Origin of the sequence: Polynucleobacter sp. UB-Siik-W21 (genome assembly GCF_018687415.1) — a bacterium.
In the GTDB taxonomy this organism is placed as follows: Bacteria; Pseudomonadota; Gammaproteobacteria; order Burkholderiales; family Burkholderiaceae; genus Polynucleobacter.
In genome coordinates, this window is record NZ_CP061289.1 from 1931409 (window position 1) to 1948168 (window position 16760).

Genomic DNA, 16760 nt, shown 5'->3' on the forward strand with positions numbered 1-16760 from the left:
AAATCTCAGAGTAATTTAGCTTCAGCCAAGTCAGTCGCCTCAGAGTTACCTGAGATCACCAAGATATCGTTAGCTTGCAGTTGCAATTCGGGCGTCAAGACAAGTTTCACATAGTCTGCATTGCGCCCCTTACGACGCACTGCTTGAACGCTGACACCTGCACTACCCAAATCAAGCTCTTCTAGAGTTTTACCAACGGCTTGAGAATTGGGCAGCAAAGTAATCGAATGTAAACGCCAAGACTCATTCGAGCCAAAGTCATCATCGCCTGCGCCCCGGAAATACCCTCTTAGCAAGCTATAACGCTCTTCACGTGCAGTCGTAATCCGCCGAACTACCTTACGCATAGGCACACCCATAATCAACAAGACGTGCGAGGCAATCATGAGGCTTCCCTCAATCAACTCAGGCACTACTTCGGTAGCGCCAGCCGCTTGCAACTTAGCAATGTCGGCGTCGTCTTTGGTGCGAACCAATACTGTCATGCCGGGACGCAGGTGTTCAACCTGACGCAACACACGCAAACTGGCAGCAGTATCTGCATAAGTAATGACAACTGTCTTAGCTCTTGAGAGACCAGCAGCAACTAAATAATTTTCACGACTAGCATCGCCATACACCACGTTATCGCCCGCAGCAGCAGCCTCTTTCACGCGATCGGGATCCAAATCTAGGGCAATGTAAGGAATCTTTTCTTGATCGAGCATACGTGCCAAGCTTTGACCAGAACGGCCAAACCCACAAATGATGACGTGATTCTCATTGCGTACGCTCTTTGCAGCAACGCGTGTCAACGCAAGCGATTGCAATAGCCATTCGTTACTGGAAAAACGCATTGCAATGCGATCACTATATTCAACCAAAAATGGCGCGCAAAACATCGAGAGCAACATCGCGGCAAGAACCGCTTGGCTCAGAACGGGATCAATTAAATCTAAGCCATCAATTTGGGTCAGCAATACGAAGCCGAATTCGCCCGCCTGAGCAAGGCATAAGCCCGTTCTAATCGAGATGCCAGGGCTTGAGCCAAACGCTCTCGAGAGTAAGGCGATCAAGCCAAATTTAAATAGTAAGGGGCCAATTAGAAGTGCTACCACCAACATCCACTGTTCACGAATGACATTGAAGTCAAGCAGCATGCCAATCGTAATAAAAAAGAGCCCCAATAAGACATCACGAAATGGTTTGACATCCTCTTCAACCTGATGACGATATGGGGTCTCAGCAATTAACATCCCAGCCAAAAATGCACCGAGCGCTAAAGACAAACCAAAGTGCTCTGTTAAGCCTGCCATACCGAGCACAATCAGCAAGAGGTTCAACATGAACAATTCTTGCGAGCGTAGCTTAGCAACCAATCTAAACCAGCGACTCATGAGCGATTGGCCAATGAAGAAAATTAAGGCCAAAGCAACCGTAATCTTGATTGAGGCCGCAGTGAGAGCAACAAACAGATCTTTTGGGTTTTTTCCCAAAGAGGGAATCAAGATCAATAAAAAAACCACTGCTAAATCTTGGAATAACAAAATACCGACCACATTGCGACCATGCTCTGTTTCTAATTCAGATCGATCAGAAATGAGTTTTGTCACAATCGCGGTGGAAGACATCGCCAAAGCCCCGCCCAAAGCAATCGCTGCCTGCCAAGAAATTGGGTAAATCCAGTTCATCAAGAGACTGACCGGCACCGCTAAAAGCATCGTCAAGACCACTTGACTGCCACCCAGACCAAATACGATGTTCCGCATCGATCGCAGCTTGTTTAGATTAAATTCCAAGCCGATCGAAAACATTAGGAAAACTACCCCAAATTCAGCTAAATACTTCACTGTAGAAGAGTCGCTTGCCAAAGCCAGGGCATTGGGGCCAATCAGCACCCCAATCGCTAAATAGCCCAAAATAGGGGGTAAGCCAAAATAGCGGAAAATAACCACTCCAGCCACACCTGCGGCTAGGAGAATGAGGGTTAATTGAAGGACTGACGGCATATACTTACTCGATGATAGCTAAGACTCGTGAACGTACCCTAAAGCTTGCACGCGATACCCTCACTATTGAGGCTGCTGCGCTGCAATCCATGCGCGATCGCCTAGAAGGCATCAACGCCGATGCACTCGTATACGCCGTGGAATTACTGCATGACTGCAAAGGGAGAATTGTGGTTTCTGGCATTGGTAAATCGGGGCATATTGCTCGCAAGATTGCTGCTACCTTCGCCTCGACAGGCTCACCTGCTTTTTTTGTGCACCCAGCCGAGGCTAGTCACGGTGATTTAGGCATGGTTACTAGAGACGATGTTTTTGTTGCTCTCTCGAACTCTGGAGAGACGGAAGAATTATTAACTATCGTACCGATCGTGAAACGTACTGGTGCAAAACTGATTGCTTTGACTGGCGCACCAAATTCTTCGCTTGCCCAATTAGCAGACGCCCATTTAGATACCAGCGTTGAAAAAGAAGCATGCCCACTGAATCTTGCCCCCACAACCAGCACTACGGCTGCATTAGCTATGGGCGATGCATTAGCAGTTGCTTTATTAGACGCCCGTGGATTTCAGGCAGAAGATTTTCAGCGTTCCCATCCTGGCGGTCGCTTGGGCCGCAAACAATTAATGCATGTCAGTGAAGTAATGCGTAGCTTTGATGACACGCCAAAAATTTCTATCCATGCTTCACTGCAAGATGCCCTACTAGAAATGACTTCTAAGCGCATGGGGATGGTAGTGACATTGGATGACAAGCAAAAAGTGTTTGGCATTTTGACAGACGGTGATTTACGCAGACTGCTAGAGAAAAACACGAATCTTAGTGGCGTCACTTTACAAAATGCCACTACTGCTAGCCCTCGCACCATCCCACCAGAACTGTTGGCTGAAGAAGCCATTGAAATGATGGAAAAACATCGCATCAATCATTTAGTTGTTACCGATCAAGATGGCTGCCTACTAGGTGCCCTCAATCTACATGATCTCTTTGCAGCCAAAGTAATTTAATACCGTCGTTGATTGAGACTTATGCCCAACGCTTTTACTCCACACAACACCAACCCTCTGTCACAGCATCCCCAAGCATGGGAGCGCGCTGGCAAAGTGAAGCTGCTAGTTTTAGATGTTGATGGGGTCCTCACCAACGGACAGGTATGGATTGGCGCTGATGGTAAAGAATCTTTAAAGGCATTTGATATTCAAGATGGTCTAGGGATCAAACTTTTAGAGCAATGTGGTATTCCGACAGCCATCATCACGGGTAGAAACTCCAAAATGGTCTTAGCGCGCTGTGATGAATTAGGCATCAAACAGGTTCATATGGGTGTTGAAAATAAAGCGTTAGCTTTAGAAGAAGTTCTAAAAACACTTGGACTGAAAGCCAGTGACTGCGCTGTCATGGGCGATGACTGGCCAGATCTAGCCATGATGAAAAACGCTGGACTACGAATTGCTCCTGCGCAAGCGCATGAAGCCGTGAAAGAATTTGCACATTATGTCACTACGTATGCGGGTGGCAATAGCGCAGTTAGAGAAGTGTGTGATCTGATTCTCAAAGCACAAAGCCGCTACGAGGAATTGCTCAGCCAGGCTCGTCAATAAGCAATGCAATTGAATTCTCAACGGATCAAACTCAATATTGGGCGTACATTGCTGGGCCTCACGCCTTTACTATTGATGAGTGCCTTAACCCTCATGACTTTTTGGTTGGTTAAAAAAAATACTCCTCCAGAAAGCTCAATGCTTGAACGTATTCGCCTACATGAGCCTGACTACATTATTAAAAACGGCACTCTTTCCGCTTTAAACGAACAAGGCAATACCAAGTACAGAATTTTGGGCAATAAAGTGACTCACTATGATGACGATGCCTCCATTGATATTGATGCTCCACGGATGCGCCTCTTTCAGCCAGACAAAGCTCCTGTGACTGTCAAATCGAATACCGGTCATCTAGATGGTGACCTAACAATTTTAGAGCTCTTTGATAATGCTTCTATCTTTAGACCCCAACAAGCAGCTACTGCCACAGAGCCTGCAAGCTTACGGATGCTGGCCTCGTCTAGTTATTTCAAGGTCTTGATTAACGACGATATCGTTAAAACTGATCGGCCAATCACATTAGAGCAAGGCATGTCGATCATGAACTCGACTGAAGGTGGAACATTCGACAACATTCAACAAAGCATGACACTTTCTGGTCAAGTTAAAGGTCGAATCGAACGCGCTCCTCGGGGTGCACAATAAAATGTTTACCATGCATCGCCTACTTCATATTGGATTCGCCCTCTCCTTACTGGTGCTGAGCCCTATTGCTAACGCCGAGAAAGCCGATCAAGACAAGCCCATCATTCTTGAGGCTGAAAAAGTTTCAGTAAATGATGTACAGCAGGTGTATGACTTAAAAGGTCAAGTTTTATTGATTAAAGGCAGCATTATCGTTACAGGCGAAGATGGTCATATTCAAGTGGATCCTGAAGGCTATGAATTAGTTGATGTCAAAGGATCCGCTGACACTACTGCAAGTTTCAGGCAGCGCAGAGAAGGTCCTGCCGATGAATTTATACAAGGACGCGGGACTCAAGTTACCTACAATGCCAAGACTGAGATTCTGACTATCACAGGAGAAGCCAGTCTTAAGCGCTCTCTGAATATGCAGATGCTCGATCAACTGCAGGGCTGGAAAATTGAGTACGATGATATTAAAGAGCGCTATCGTGTAACACCTCCCGCCAATGCAAAAGCGGAGGACTTGCCTTTAGCTAGAGCAATCCTTTCACCAAGACGAAAAGCCACATTAGAGAAATGACAACGGATTTAGCTCAAAACCATCCCAAAGCAACACTCATCGCTAGCAATCTTCAAAAACGTTATGGCTCTCGAACAGTAGTACGAGATGTTTCGATTGAAGTGGAATGTGGTGAAGTAGTTGGACTATTGGGTCCAAACGGTGCGGGTAAAACGACGTCGTTCTACATGATTGTTGGGCTGGTGCCACTGGACGCCGGTCAAATTATTTTAGATGGTGTCAATATCACCCATCTTCCTATTCATGAGCGAGCGCGTATGGGGCTCTCTTACCTTCCTCAAGAGGCTTCTGTTTTTAGAAAGCTCAACGTTGCTGAGAATATACAAGCAGTCCTTGAGCTCCAAGTCCAAGGTGGAAAACCCTTAAGCAAAGGCGAAATTGCGGATCGCTTAGATGAATTATTAGGCGAACTACAAATTGGTCACCTCCGCAATAATCCAGCTCTGTCATTGTCTGGGGGAGAGCGTCGCCGTGTTGAAATCGCGAGAGCCTTAGCGTCCCAACCAAAATTTATCTTGCTCGATGAACCATTTGCAGGAGTTGACCCTATTGCCGTAGGGGAAATTCAGCGGATTGTTCGATTCTTGCGAGACCGTCAGATTGGCGTGTTGATTACCGACCATAACGTTCGAGAAACCTTGGGTATCTGCGACCACGCCTACATCATTAGCGAAGGAAGCGTTCTAGCAGAAGGCAAGCCTGATCAAATTATTCAAAATGATGCTGTCCGCAGAGTCTACTTAGGCGAAAACTTCCGGATGTAAGCCAGACAAGGCATCTGTCCGTATAAGTAATAAAAAGTACTTTCCCCTCTTGGTTTTCGGCAAATTCGCTGATACGCTGGAGGTTCATGGTTCACTTTCCAAAAAAAACAGCTCAAAAAGACAGGGGCTTGCTGCGCACCCCCGGTATTGCTATGCGCACGCGTTGATATAAGGAGTTGCTCATGAATTTAAAAATTAATAGCCGTCATATAGAAGTTACCCCTGCTATGCGCACGCATCTTGAGGCTGGGTTAGCTAAAATTCGCAAGCACTTCGATCACGTCATTGATGCATCTGCCTTTTTAGTGATTGATAACGCCAAAGAAAAAGATCTCCGTCAAAGTGCCGAAATCACGATTCACCTCAAAGGCAAAGAACTGTTCGCTGAAGCACATAATGCCGATCTCTATCACGCTATGGATGCAGTGGTCGATAAGCTTGAGCGCCAGGTTGTGAAACACAAAGAAAAGATTCAAGATCATCATCACGAAAAGCATTTTGAGTAAGCGTGAGCGTGAGGACACCTATAATCATCTGTAATGAATGTGCTGACTAATCTCTTTAACCCTGACTGCATTGCATTAGATAACCCCGCCAAAAACAGGGCTGATGCTTTTGCAGCCGCTGGGGAGTTGTTTGCCAAGCAAGTTGGTATTGATGCAAGCTCAGTAGTAGAGTTTCTCAATGCCCGCGAAGACTTAGGCTCAACAGCCCTCGGGGCTGGTGTTGCGATTCCTCACGGTCGTGTAAAAGGCCTGAAGCAACCCACTGCAGCCTTCATGAAGTTGAAAGACCCGATCGAATTTGCAGCGCCTGATGGTGAGCTTGTGTCGATCCTCATTTTTTTGTTGGTTCCAGAAAAGGCAACCCAACAACATTTAGAAATTCTCTCCTCTATCGCACAACTGCTATCAGATTCAGAGGCAAGAGAAAAATTGATTTCTGCTACCGACCCCACATCAGTCTGTGAACTATTGCAGCAATGGGGTAATACAAAATGACCCAGCCATTACTCCTCGATCGAGTAACTGCGCAACAAATCTTTGACGACAATGTTTCTGATCTGAAGCTCTCCTGGATTAGCGGCCTTGAAGGTGCTGATCGTACTTTTCCAACTGAGGCAGTCAAAGCTGCTGCAGCCAGCTCAGACTTGGTGGGTCACTTAAATCTGATTCACCCAAGTCGCATCCAAATTTTTGGTGTACAAGAAGTTGACTATCACGCAGCGCTTGAGCCCGAACAAAAACAAGAGCAAATTGCTAACCTAATTTCTAAAACTCCGCCTTGTGTCATTGTGGCTGATGGCAAGTCCGCAGATCCAGATCTACAACTATTCTGCCAACGCTCATCTACCCCACTGTTTACAACGAGTATTTCAGCTGCAGAAGTCATTGACCATTTGCGCACCTATCTCACCAAAATTGGCGCTCCGCAAATTACGATGCACGGGGTGTTTATGGACATCTTAGGCTTGGGCGTTTTATTAACGGGTGAATCAGGCTTAGGCAAAAGTGAGTTAGGTTTGGAATTGATTTCCCGCGGGCATGGTTTAGTTGCTGATGATGCGGTAGATTTTGCACGCTTAGGGCCCGACTATATCGAAGGTCGTTGCCCCGTAATTCTTCGTAATCTTCTTGAGGTCCGCGGACTTGGCCTTCTGGACATTCGTACGATTTTTGGTGAAACAGCCGTTCGTCGAAAATTAAAACTGCGCCTTATTGTGCAATTGGTTCGACGAACCGATGGTGAATTTGAAAGATTGCCACTGGAAGCTCAACATATCGATGTTTTAGGAATTCCGATTCGAACAGTAAAAATTCAAGTGGCTGCTGGACGCAACTTAGCAGTACTAGTAGAGGCTGCGGTCCGCAATACGATTTTGCAATTACGCGGTATTGATACCCTCAAAGAATTTATAGAGCGCCAACGAGCTCAAATGAATACCGAGGCAGATGCGATTAAATCCCAAGGGCGCTTGCTTTAAGTCATGCAAATTAATCTGATTACCGGAATCTCAGGCTCAGGTAAATCAGTAGCCCTGAGGGCCTTTGAAGATGCTGGCTATGATTGCGTCGATAACCTTCCCGTCTCGCTCCTAGAAAACCTTATCAGCACTCTTGAAAGCGAAAAGTGCGAGCGCGTAGCAGTAGCTATTGATGCACGTCGTGGCCAATCGATTGCAGAGCTTCCTTTCATTCTTGAAAATCTGAAGCGTACGCACCAAGTACGCATCTTATTCTTAAATGCAGATACCAATACCTTGGTACAGCGCTTTTCAGAAACTCGCCGACGACATCCCTTATCAACGAATGCCAGGCAATCCCAATCGGCGACATTGATAGAAGCGATTAATAAAGAACGAAGCTTGCTTGAACCCCTGCGCACGCAAGCTCATAGCATTGATACTAGTAACCTACCATCTCACGCCCTACGCTCTTGGATTCAGGACCTACTGAAAGATAAGCCCGTTGGTTTGACAGTCATTTTTGAATCCTTTGGATTTAAAAAAGGCGTGCCTAGCGAAGCAGATCTCGTCTTTGATGTTCGTTGCTTGCCCAACCCCCATTACGACAAAATCTTAAGGCCCCTAACAGGGAACGATAAACCCGTAAAAGAATTTCTAGAAAAAATTCCAGAAGTCATCAGCATGGAAAGTGACATTACACAATTTATTGAGAAATGGTTACCGCACTACATTGCTGACGGACGCAGTTACTTAACGGTTGCAATTGGTTGTACTGGTGGTCAGCATCGCTCGGTCTATCTTGTGAATCGAATTAGCGAACACTTCCGCACCCAAAGAGAATTGATTGATCTACAGCTTAATTTTTTAGACCGTCACCGCGAGCTAGACTCAATCCCTGCAGTAAAATCTTAATCGGCTGCGGTAGGCCATAGCGCCCTAATTGGCTCAAAGGTACCCACTTCAGATTTGCACTTTCAGGCTCCACACTTTTTGAAGCATTCACATCCCAAATCTGCATCCACAAACGTCGATGGGTAAAGACATGCTTAATTTGAGGACCTACTTGGACCGCCTTACAAGCCTTTAGCCATATAGCTATCTTTTCTTCAGGTAAAGCTGCTTCCAACAAGTCCTTGAGGCTGGGTACTACTTTTCGAGGAGTGGATTTCGCCACCCAGATAGATTCTGGTAAAGACCATAATCCACCCCAAATTGCCTTGCTTGGGCGCTTTTGCAGCAGAATCGCATTGCCATGTCTAACTAAGAGCATGTCGCAGTCAAACTCGGGTGACTTTGCTTTTACTACCTTTTTCGGTAAGGCCAATACTTGATTGCTTAAATTTGCTTGGCAGTATTTTTCAAATGGGCATTTTTTTTCACCACTAAGACAAACTGGTTTACGAGCAGTACACCAAGTAGCGCCAAAGTCCATCAATGCTTGGGTATACACCGGCATATCCTGAGGCTTGCTTGGTAAGATCTGATTAGCTAGCCCCCATAAATGGTCATTCACAGCCTTGTCTTGTAGCGTGCCTTCTACAGCAAATAAGCGCGCCAGAATTCTTTTGACATTCGCATCTAGAATTGGCGCTCTTACATGGAAAGCAAAAGCAGCGATTGCGCCTGCGGTTGACCGACCAATCCCCTTGAGTTGCTCGAGTAAAACTGGATCGCCCGGAAATTGCCCAGCAAATTGTTGCATCACTTGCTGGGCACACGCATGTAAATTTCGAGCGCGAGAGTAATAACCCAAGCCAGCCCACTCAGCCAGCACTTCATCGATATGAGCAGCTGCTAATTTTTTAACCGTTGGAAAGCGCTTCATAAAGCGAGGGTAGCGCTCTAGAACAGTAGCTACCTGAGTTTGTTGCAGCATGATTTCTGAAACCCAAACTGCATAAGGGTCTCGATTACCTTGCCAAGGCAGACCTGAGCGGCCACTGCGTGCATGCCAAGCAATCAACTTTTCAGAAAAAGTAGTGATTAACGCTTTTGACATGTCGGGCAAAAATAAGTGGAGCGCTGTCCCTGCACAATTTGCTTGATGGATGTTTTACAAACTTTACAGGGTTCATCTTTACGATCATAGACTTTGGTTTGCACCATAAAATGTCCTGGATCGCCATCACTGTTCACAAAATCTTTCAAGCTACTGCCCCCAGCAGCAATGGCTTTTTTCAAAATCAATCTCACCGCTTCAGCTAGCCGAACACATTGAGGGCGAGTGAGTTTTCCAGCAGCCTTAGCAGGATGAATGCCTGCCTCAAACAAACTCTCGGAGCAATAAATATTGCCAACACCAACGACCGCTTGGCCAGCCAGCAGAAATTGCTTAACAGCGACGGTGCGCTTGCGTGATGCCCGATACAAAATTTCAGAGCCAAGCTCTCCGGCAAATTCTGTTGAAAAAGGCTCTACTCCCAACTTTTGCAATAGAACATTTTTCTCTATCGGACCTTTAGTTCTTGGATGCCACAACACTGCACCAAATTTTCTGGGGTCATGCAAACGTAAACTTAACTTCCCAAACTCTACAGTCACGCGATCATGCAACTTCAAAGGATCATTACTGGGCAATATACGTAAGGTGCCTGTCATTCCCAAATGAATCAATAGATGCCCTATATCCAGCTCAATTAAGAGGTACTTTCCGCGCCTTTCAATGGTGTGCACTTTTTGACCAGGCAAAATCTTAGTCAGGGCGCTCGGGACAGGCCAACGTAAACGCCCATCAAGGATTTTGACGGCACTAATCACGCGCCCCTGAAGGTGAGGGGCAATTCCCAAGCGGGTGACTTCAACTTCTGGAAGTTCTGGCATAAATCAATTGTAGATTCGCAGATTAGAATGTGCTTATGAGCAAATTGTTACTTAAATCCTATTTGAAGGGTTTATTACTCTTCTCCATCGCTTACGCAAGCGCCCTGCCTGGTCAGGCATCTGCACAAACCGACGATATCCAAACGGGGCAGGCGGTTTTTGAAGTCTTGGCTTCAGAAATTGCCCTGCAAAGAGGCGAAGCGGGCCTAGCCTACAACACCTATATGGAAATGGCACGTCAATTCAAGGATCCTCGCTTAGCTCAAAGGGCGATGGAAATTGGGATTGCAGGTGGCTCGCCTGAGTTAGCTTTAAATGCTGCTAAGACTTGGGATAGTTTGTCTCCAGCCTCCCAAACCAAACCCAAAGAAGTTTTGATTACGTTGCTGGTTTTAAATAATCGCTGGTCAGATGCCGTCAAACCTGCCATCGCGTTATTGCGCCAACAAACTCCAGCGCAGCAAGAAAATACACTACTGCAACTGCAAGCTTTGCTCAGTAAAGCCAAAGATGAGTCAGATGCTCTACGGGCTTTCTATGAAATTACGTCTACTGCAAAACCGACCCCCAAGGATCCAGCGTTGCTTTATACCTATGCCATGTCAGCAGAAAAAGTAGGTCGCTTAGATGTGATGGAAAAAACCTTACGGGAAATTTTGCGCAAGAATCCAAATAATGCGAATTCTTTAAATGCTTTGGGCTATTCTTTTGCCGACCGCAACATCAAACTATCCGAAGCATTTGCACTCATCACTAAAGCGCACCAACTCTCCCCTAAGGACAGCTTTATCTTAGATAGCTTAGGCTGGGTCAACTTCCGTCTTGGAAAAAATGAATTGGCTCTAGAGCAACTTCAACAAGCGTTCAGAATGAAACCGGAAGCTGATATTGCGGCACATACTGGTGAGGTATTGTGGGCAATGGATCGCCGCACTGAAGCAGAAGAGATGTGGCAACAGGCTCAAAAATTAGACGCCAATAACCCCACCCTTAAAGAAACGCTCAAGCGCTTAAAACCAGATTGGTCAAACGCTGATCAAGCTTCTGCAGGCTCTTGGGATGGCCGCTTTGCCGTTAAAGTTACTGGACTTACCGATGCTCACAATCAAGGTGGATCAGGTGGCTTTACGCTCACCCAAGAGCAACTCAAAGATGTTTTAGAGATACGCAATCCTGTTGGCGGATCTATCGCAAAAATTACCATCATGCCGGGCGAAGCGACTCTTGAACGTGATGGACAAGTAGTCACAGCAATTGATGCAGATACCCTCGTTCAAAACACTTTGGGACTTCCATTACCAGCAAGAGGTTTATCAAACTGGCTCAGAGGCGAAGTAAGGCCCGGTAGCGAAGCAAGCATAGAAAGAAATGCCAAAGGGCAAGTGAGCAAAATTAACCAGGATGGCTGGGACTTAATTTATACCTGGGGCAATAAAAACCGTCTTGAGAAATTAAGTATGACTCGCAGCTCGAATATTGGATCGATTGATATTCGCCTAGTCTTTGATAGCCCGAATGAGTGAAATCAGTTATCAATCCTTAACGCTACGCTCACCAGCCAAGCTGAATTTATTTCTTCACATTGTTGGTCGAAGAGCAGATGGTTATCACTTACTGCAATCCGTCTTTCAGTTAATTGATTGGTGTGACACGATCCACTTAAAACTGATCCCCCAAAATGAGATTCGTCGTATCGATCCCATTGCGGGAGTAGAACCCGAAAATGATTTAGTGGTCAGAGCTGCCAAACTATTAAAAGACTTTTGCCAGATTGAATCTGGGGTTGAGATTGGCCTGCAAAAAGAAATCCCTATGGGCGCTGGAATGGGTGGCGGATCTTCCGATGCTGCCACCACCTTAATTGGTTTAAATACCCTCTGGAATCTCAAGTTAAACCAAAAGACACTTTGCGAACTTGGTCTTCAGCTCGGGGCAGATGTGCCATTTTTCATTTTTGGCAAAAATGCATTTGTTGAAGGTATTGGCGAACAAATTCAAGAAATTGCCCTGGAAACCCGTGATTTTTTAGTGATCTTCCCAAATCAAGGGATCCCTACTATCAGCATTTTTCAGGACCCTGAATTGACCCGAAATCACGGTCAGATTACAATAGATGGCTTTCTTGCATCGCCATGGTCCGATCTTTCAAATGATTGTCAGGCAGTAGCGATGCGGATTTGTCCTGAAGTGAAGCAAGCTTTGGATTGGATTAGTCAGGCAGTACCGGGCTCTGAGCCCCGTATGTCAGGCTCTGGAAGTAGCGTGTTTACAGTCTTAGACTCTAAGATGAATGTCGCAAAACTGGAAAATCTTCTACAAAATCTTCCTAAAGGGTGGATAGGTCGGGTTGTTCGGGGGCTAAATAAAAATCCCGCTTACAATTTGATTTCTTCAGATTGATCCGAAGGGGAATCGCCAAGCTGGTTAAGGCACTGGATTTTGATTCCAGCATGCGAAGGTTCGAATCCTTCTTCCCCTGCCAATTACTGTAGAAATGACAAAGAAAACCTTTTGACCCCTCAAAATCCTTAAGACTATGTCCTCCACAAACACAGATTTATTGACTTTATTTACAGGCAACGCAAATCCGGTTTTGGCTGAGGCTGTAGCCAAAGAGCTCAATTTGCCGATGGGCAAAGCCTTTGTAGGTCGTTTCTCGGACGGCGAGATTCAAGTAGAAATTCAAGAAAACGTTCGCGGCAAAAATGTCGTGGTCATTCAATCAACCTGTGCACCAACCAATGACAGCTTGATGGAACTGATGATCATGATTGATGCCTTGAAGCGAGCCTCCGCAAGCCGCATCACTGCGGTGATTCCGTACTTCGGTTACGCCCGCCAAGACCGTCGTCCACGCTCCGCCCGCGTTGCAATCTCTGCCCGCATCGTGGCAAATATGCTGCAATCGGTCGCTGGTATTGAGCGTGTTCTGACCATGGACCTCCATGCTGATCAAATTCAGGGCTTTTTTGATATCCCGGTAGATAACATTTATGCCTCACCCGTTCTCTTGGCCGATCTGGAAGCGCAAAAGACTAAAAAAGATTTGATTATTGTTTCCCCAGATATCGGCGGTGTAGTGCGCGCCCGTGCCATGGCAAAACAATTAGGTACAGACTTGGCGATTATTGATAAACGTCGCCCTAAAGCCAATGTATCTGAAGTAATGCACCTCATTGGCGAAGTAGAAGGTCGCCATTGCGTGATCATGGATGACATCATTGATACCGGCGGAACCCTTTGTAAGGCTGCTGAAGCGCTTAAAGAGCGTGGTGCGAAGGGAGTTACCGCCTACTGTACTCACGCTGTTCTATCAGGCGGTGCAGTGGCTCGAATTGCCGCCTCCGAATTGGATGAACTGGTTGTTACCGACACCATCCCATTGACTGCAGAAGCGTCCAAAGTGGGCAAAATCCGTCAATTGACCGTAGCGCCATTACTAGCAGAGACCCTTTCTCGTATTAGCAAGGGCGATTCAGTCATGTCCATGTTTGCCGAATAAGCAAAAACCCTGTTTTACCCCGTTTTTTGCGGGTTCTTAGGCGTTTTTTGAGCATTTGTAGGCAAAAATCCCCATTCACACGATATAATCGAAGGCTTTTCTGTTTGGTCGCGAACGGAAATTAACCTTAATAGGGAAATTGAATATGAAAGTTGTAGCCTTTGAAAGAAGCGTACAGGGAACGGGTGCGAGCCGCCGTCTGCGCAATTCCGGTAAGACGCCGGGAATCGTTTACGGTAGTAAAGATCCAGCCTTGGTCATTGAGTTAGACCATAACGCGTTGTTCCATGCTCTCCGCAAGGAAGCATTCCACTCATCCATTTTGGATTTAGAAATTGGTGGCAAAACACAAAAAGTGTTGTTACGCGATTACCAAATGCATCCATTTAAGCCATTGGTTTTGCACATTGACTTCCAGCGCGTTTCTGCGACTGAGAAAGTTCACATGCGCATTCCATTGCACTTCACTAATGCTGACACATCGGCTGCTGTGAAATTGCAAGGTGCTGTTATTAGCCACATCCTCAATGACATCGAAATTTCTTGCTTACCAGCAGACTTACCAGAGTTCATTGAAGTGGATTTGAGCAAAATTGAAGTGGGTCATTCTGTTCATGCGAAAGACCTGACATTGCCAAAAGGCGTTACTTTGGTATTGCATGTTGAGCAAGAAAACCCAGTGCTTGCAAACGCACGTATTCCAGCTGTTAAAGCCGCTGAGACTGAAGAAGCTGCACCTGCAGCCGCTGCAGCCCCAGCAGCTGCGCCTGCTGCTGATGCAAAGGATAAGGCTTAATTCATTAAGTCATCTGTTTGCGAAAGAAGCCCGCGCAAGCGGGCTTTCTTTTTATCTCTTTGCTCTATTTGTAGAAATCCACTTATATCTTTACACTCTCATCATGACGAAATTAATTGTTGGCCTGGGGAATCCTGGAGATGAACATGAAGAAGATCGGCACAATGCTGGCTTCTGGTTTGTCGACGTCTTGGCAAAACAATTGAACGCTCGCTTTGAATCAGAAAAACGTTTTCATGGAAAAGTAGTTAAAGCGAAATGGGAAGGTGAAGATCTCTTTTTACTTAAGCCTGGCACCTATATGAACCTGAGTGGCCAAGCCGTTGGAGCTCTTTGTCGCTTTCACAAAATTACACCTGCAGATATTTTGGTAGTGCAAGACGAACTTGATCTCAAACCGGGAACAGCACGCATCAAGCTTGGTGGTGGCACTGGTGGACACAATGGTCTCAAAGATATTCAAGCACACCTAGGCACGCCAGACTACTGGCGTCTGCGTCTAGGGATCGGGCACCCAAGGGATGTGGCTGGTGAGGGTCGTCCGATGGAGGTTGCTGACTATGTTTTACGTAGACCGCAATTAGCGGAACAAAAACTCATCAACACCAGCATTGAAAATGGTTTACAAATTTTGCCGCTATTTTTAAAAGGCGATACCCAAACTGCCATGATGGAACTGCACTCTAAGGGCTAAGCTGCTTAGTTAAACTGAATTCGCTTTTTTGGCGACAGTTAATAGCTTGAACTTCACCATTAACTGCTCTTGGGTTTCAGTATGCGCGGGGTTAAAGGGGATGCAGTCTACTGGACATACCTGACGGCACTGGGGCGCATCATAGTGACCCACACACTCAGTACATTTACTGGGGTCTATCTCATAAATCTCTAGCCCCATATAGATTGCATCGTTGGGACATTCTGGCTCACACACATCGCAATTGATGCATTCGTCGGTAATCATTAAAGCCATTTTTTACTCGATGGCTTTACTTAGAATTTTGATTGGCAGCCGCAATCTTTTGAACAAGCCACTTTTCCACAGACGGGAAAACGAACTTACTGACATCGCCGCCCATAGAAGCAATCTCACGCACAAAGGTACCAGAGATAAATTGGTACTGATCAGATGGGGTTAAAAACAGGGTTTCTACATCAGGTAGTAAATAACGATTCATCCCTGCCATCTGAAACTCATACTCAAAGTCAGATACCGCACGCAAGCCACGCACGATAACGCGTGCATTGTGCTCGCGTGCAAAATCTTTTAGCAAACCTTGAAAGCCAACCACCTTCACATTGGAGTAATGCCCAAGCACTTCCTTAGCAATATCAATCCGCTCATCCAAAGTGAAAAAAGGATGCTTGCTACGACTTGAGGCAACACCAACAATCAACTTATCAAAAATACTAGATGCTCGACGAACCAAATCCTCGTGACCACGTGTAAATGGGTCAAATGTTCCAGGGTAGACAGCGACAGTCATAACTCTCCTAAGGCTTTAACGGCTATAGGCAAGAGTTTAGCCCCTTACACTCCGAAATAGACAGGCTTTTACCTGCCCAGCCTCTAAGTATTTTCCACAATGCCAGCTTGGCAGTAGGGCTTCTATCTCTTCACGAGGACGATTTGAGGGAAATTCCACATAAATTCCGCCCCCGATGGAGTCATCGCAAATTCTGCCAGCTTCGATGACAGCACGGTCAAGTAATGTCCCATCCTGAAAAGGAGGATCAATAAAAATCAGATTCGTTGAGCGGTCAGCCTGCTGACTTAAGAAAACCACACTGTCTCGCTGCAAAATTTCTACCACTCCAGATATTGGCGAGGATTGCAACAGCGCAAAATTAGACACTAAGTTCGCATGGGTCTTTTTATCTTTTTCGAGAAGCACCACCAAATCTGCACCCCGTGAGGCTGCCTCAAAGCCAAGAGCGCCTGTTCCTGCAAATAAGTCCAAAGAAGTGAGACCTGTCAAATCTTGACCAAGCCAGTTGAATAGAGTTTCTCGAATGCGATCTGTAGTAGGTCGCAAACCCGGTAAATCTAAGACGGTTAACTGGCGGCTTCTCCATACGCCACCGATAATGCGCACCTTCTTTGGCGGCTCTACCTTCATCG

The 16760-nt window shown here is 46.1% G+C and carries 20 protein-coding genes and 1 tRNA gene; 15 read left to right on the plus strand and 6 right to left on the minus strand.

Annotated features, from left to right (window positions below):
- Positions 1-5: 5 nt before the first annotated feature.
- Entirely contained in the window at positions 6-1988 is a 1983-nt protein-coding gene (locus C2756_RS09980; protein WP_215319086.1) for a monovalent cation:proton antiporter family protein, read from the minus strand.
- Positions 1989-1999: 11 nt separating this feature from the next.
- Between C2756_RS09980 and C2756_RS09985 the strand changes: the two genes are divergently transcribed.
- The 9 genes from C2756_RS09985 to rapZ all read left to right on the plus strand — a co-directional run bounded on the left by C2756_RS09985 (position 2000) and on the right by rapZ (position 8435).
- Positions 2000-2992: an SIS domain-containing protein gene (locus tag C2756_RS09985; RefSeq protein WP_215319088.1), complete on the plus strand. Its 993-nt coding sequence runs from the start codon at positions 2000-2002 to the stop codon at positions 2990-2992.
- Positions 2993-3013: 21 nt separating this feature from the next.
- Positions 3014-3586, plus strand: a complete 573-nt coding sequence (locus C2756_RS09990) for an HAD family hydrolase (RefSeq protein WP_215319089.1) — start codon at positions 3014-3016, stop codon at positions 3584-3586.
- A gap of 3 nt (positions 3587-3589) precedes the next feature.
- Positions 3590-4231: an LPS export ABC transporter periplasmic protein LptC gene (gene lptC, locus C2756_RS09995; protein ID WP_215319091.1), complete on the plus strand. Its 642-nt coding sequence runs from the start codon at positions 3590-3592 to the stop codon at positions 4229-4231.
- Positions 4232-4241: 10 nt separating this feature from the next.
- Positions 4242-4793, plus strand: a complete 552-nt coding sequence (gene lptA, locus C2756_RS10000; RefSeq protein ID WP_251372049.1) for a lipopolysaccharide transport periplasmic protein LptA — start codon at positions 4242-4244, stop codon at positions 4791-4793.
- Positions 4790-5557, plus strand: coding sequence for an LPS export ABC transporter ATP-binding protein (lptB, locus tag C2756_RS10005; protein ID WP_215295900.1), 768 nt, complete (start codon positions 4790-4792; stop codon positions 5555-5557). The genes lptA and lptB overlap by 4 nt, the downstream gene beginning before the upstream one ends.
- A gap of 182 nt (positions 5558-5739) precedes the next feature.
- Complete coding sequence (hpf, locus tag C2756_RS10010; RefSeq protein ID WP_215319095.1) at positions 5740-6063, plus strand: ribosome hibernation-promoting factor, HPF/YfiA family; 324 nt, start codon at positions 5740-5742, stop codon at positions 6061-6063.
- Between the two features lie 33 nt (positions 6064-6096).
- Positions 6097-6558: a PTS sugar transporter subunit IIA gene (locus tag C2756_RS10015; protein ID WP_215295902.1), complete on the plus strand. Its 462-nt coding sequence runs from the start codon at positions 6097-6099 to the stop codon at positions 6556-6558.
- Positions 6555-7541, plus strand: coding sequence for an HPr(Ser) kinase/phosphatase (hprK, locus tag C2756_RS10020; RefSeq protein WP_215319097.1), 987 nt, complete (start codon positions 6555-6557; stop codon positions 7539-7541). Before C2756_RS10015 ends, hprK begins: the two co-directional genes overlap by 4 nt.
- Before the next feature lie 3 nt (positions 7542-7544).
- Positions 7545-8435 carry an RNase adapter RapZ gene (gene rapZ, locus C2756_RS10025; protein WP_215295904.1) on the plus strand — a complete coding sequence of 297 codons (891 nt, stop codon included), beginning with the start codon at positions 7545-7547 and terminating at the stop codon, positions 8433-8435.
- On the opposite strand, the gene mutY is transcribed toward rapZ, so the two are convergent.
- Together mutY and mutM are read right to left on the minus strand one after the other, a co-directional pair.
- Complete coding sequence (gene mutY, locus C2756_RS10030) at positions 8380-9522, minus strand: A/G-specific adenine glycosylase (RefSeq protein WP_215319099.1); 1143 nt, start codon at positions 9520-9522, stop codon at positions 8380-8382. The genes rapZ and mutY overlap by 56 nt on opposite strands.
- Positions 9507-10343, minus strand: a complete 837-nt coding sequence (mutM, locus tag C2756_RS10035; RefSeq protein WP_215319100.1) for a bifunctional DNA-formamidopyrimidine glycosylase/DNA-(apurinic or apyrimidinic site) lyase — start codon at positions 10341-10343, stop codon at positions 9507-9509. The genes mutY and mutM overlap by 16 nt, the downstream gene beginning before the upstream one ends.
- Before the next feature lie 35 nt (positions 10344-10378).
- On the opposite strand from mutM, the gene C2756_RS10040 reads away from it, so the two are divergent.
- The 6 genes from C2756_RS10040 (at position 10379) to pth (ending at position 15335) form a co-directional block, all read left to right on the plus strand.
- Positions 10379-11866 (plus strand): outer membrane lipoprotein LolB, encoded by a 1488-nt coding sequence (locus tag C2756_RS10040; protein WP_215319103.1) that lies wholly within the window; start codon positions 10379-10381, stop codon positions 11864-11866.
- Entirely contained in the window at positions 11859-12743 is an 885-nt protein-coding gene (gene ispE, locus C2756_RS10045) for a 4-(cytidine 5'-diphospho)-2-C-methyl-D-erythritol kinase (RefSeq protein ID WP_215319105.1), read from the plus strand. Before C2756_RS10040 ends, ispE begins: the two co-directional genes overlap by 8 nt.
- Positions 12744-12748: 5 nt before the next feature.
- Positions 12749-12825, plus strand: a tRNA-Gln gene (locus C2756_RS10050).
- Positions 12826-12879: 54 nt separating this feature from the next.
- A complete protein-coding gene (locus C2756_RS10055; RefSeq protein ID WP_215319107.1) occupies positions 12880-13845 on the plus strand; it encodes a ribose-phosphate pyrophosphokinase in 966 nt (321 codons plus the stop codon).
- 145 nt (positions 13846-13990) lie between these two features.
- A complete protein-coding gene (locus tag C2756_RS10060) occupies positions 13991-14641 on the plus strand; it encodes a 50S ribosomal protein L25/general stress protein Ctc (protein ID WP_215295910.1) in 651 nt (216 codons plus the stop codon).
- A 103-nt stretch (positions 14642-14744) separates the two neighbouring features.
- Complete coding sequence (pth, locus tag C2756_RS10065; RefSeq protein ID WP_215319109.1) at positions 14745-15335, plus strand: aminoacyl-tRNA hydrolase; 591 nt, start codon at positions 14745-14747, stop codon at positions 15333-15335.
- A gap of 9 nt (positions 15336-15344) precedes the next feature.
- On the opposite strand, the gene C2756_RS10070 is transcribed toward pth, so the two are convergent.
- From C2756_RS10070 to rsmD, 3 genes are read right to left on the minus strand one after another with little or no spacing between them, the layout of a single operon-like run.
- The gene (locus C2756_RS10070) at positions 15345-15611 is read right to left on the minus strand and encodes a YfhL family 4Fe-4S dicluster ferredoxin (RefSeq protein WP_215319111.1); all 267 of its coding nucleotides are present in this window, start codon (positions 15609-15611) and stop codon (positions 15345-15347) included.
- A 16-nt stretch (positions 15612-15627) separates the two neighbouring features.
- A complete protein-coding gene (gene coaD, locus C2756_RS10075) occupies positions 15628-16125 on the minus strand; it encodes a pantetheine-phosphate adenylyltransferase (protein WP_215295913.1) in 498 nt (165 codons plus the stop codon).
- Positions 16126-16161: 36 nt separating this feature from the next.
- Entirely contained in the window at positions 16162-16758 is a 597-nt protein-coding gene (gene rsmD, locus C2756_RS10080) for a 16S rRNA (guanine(966)-N(2))-methyltransferase RsmD (protein ID WP_215319113.1), read from the minus strand.
- Between the last annotated feature and the right edge of the window lie 2 nt (positions 16759-16760).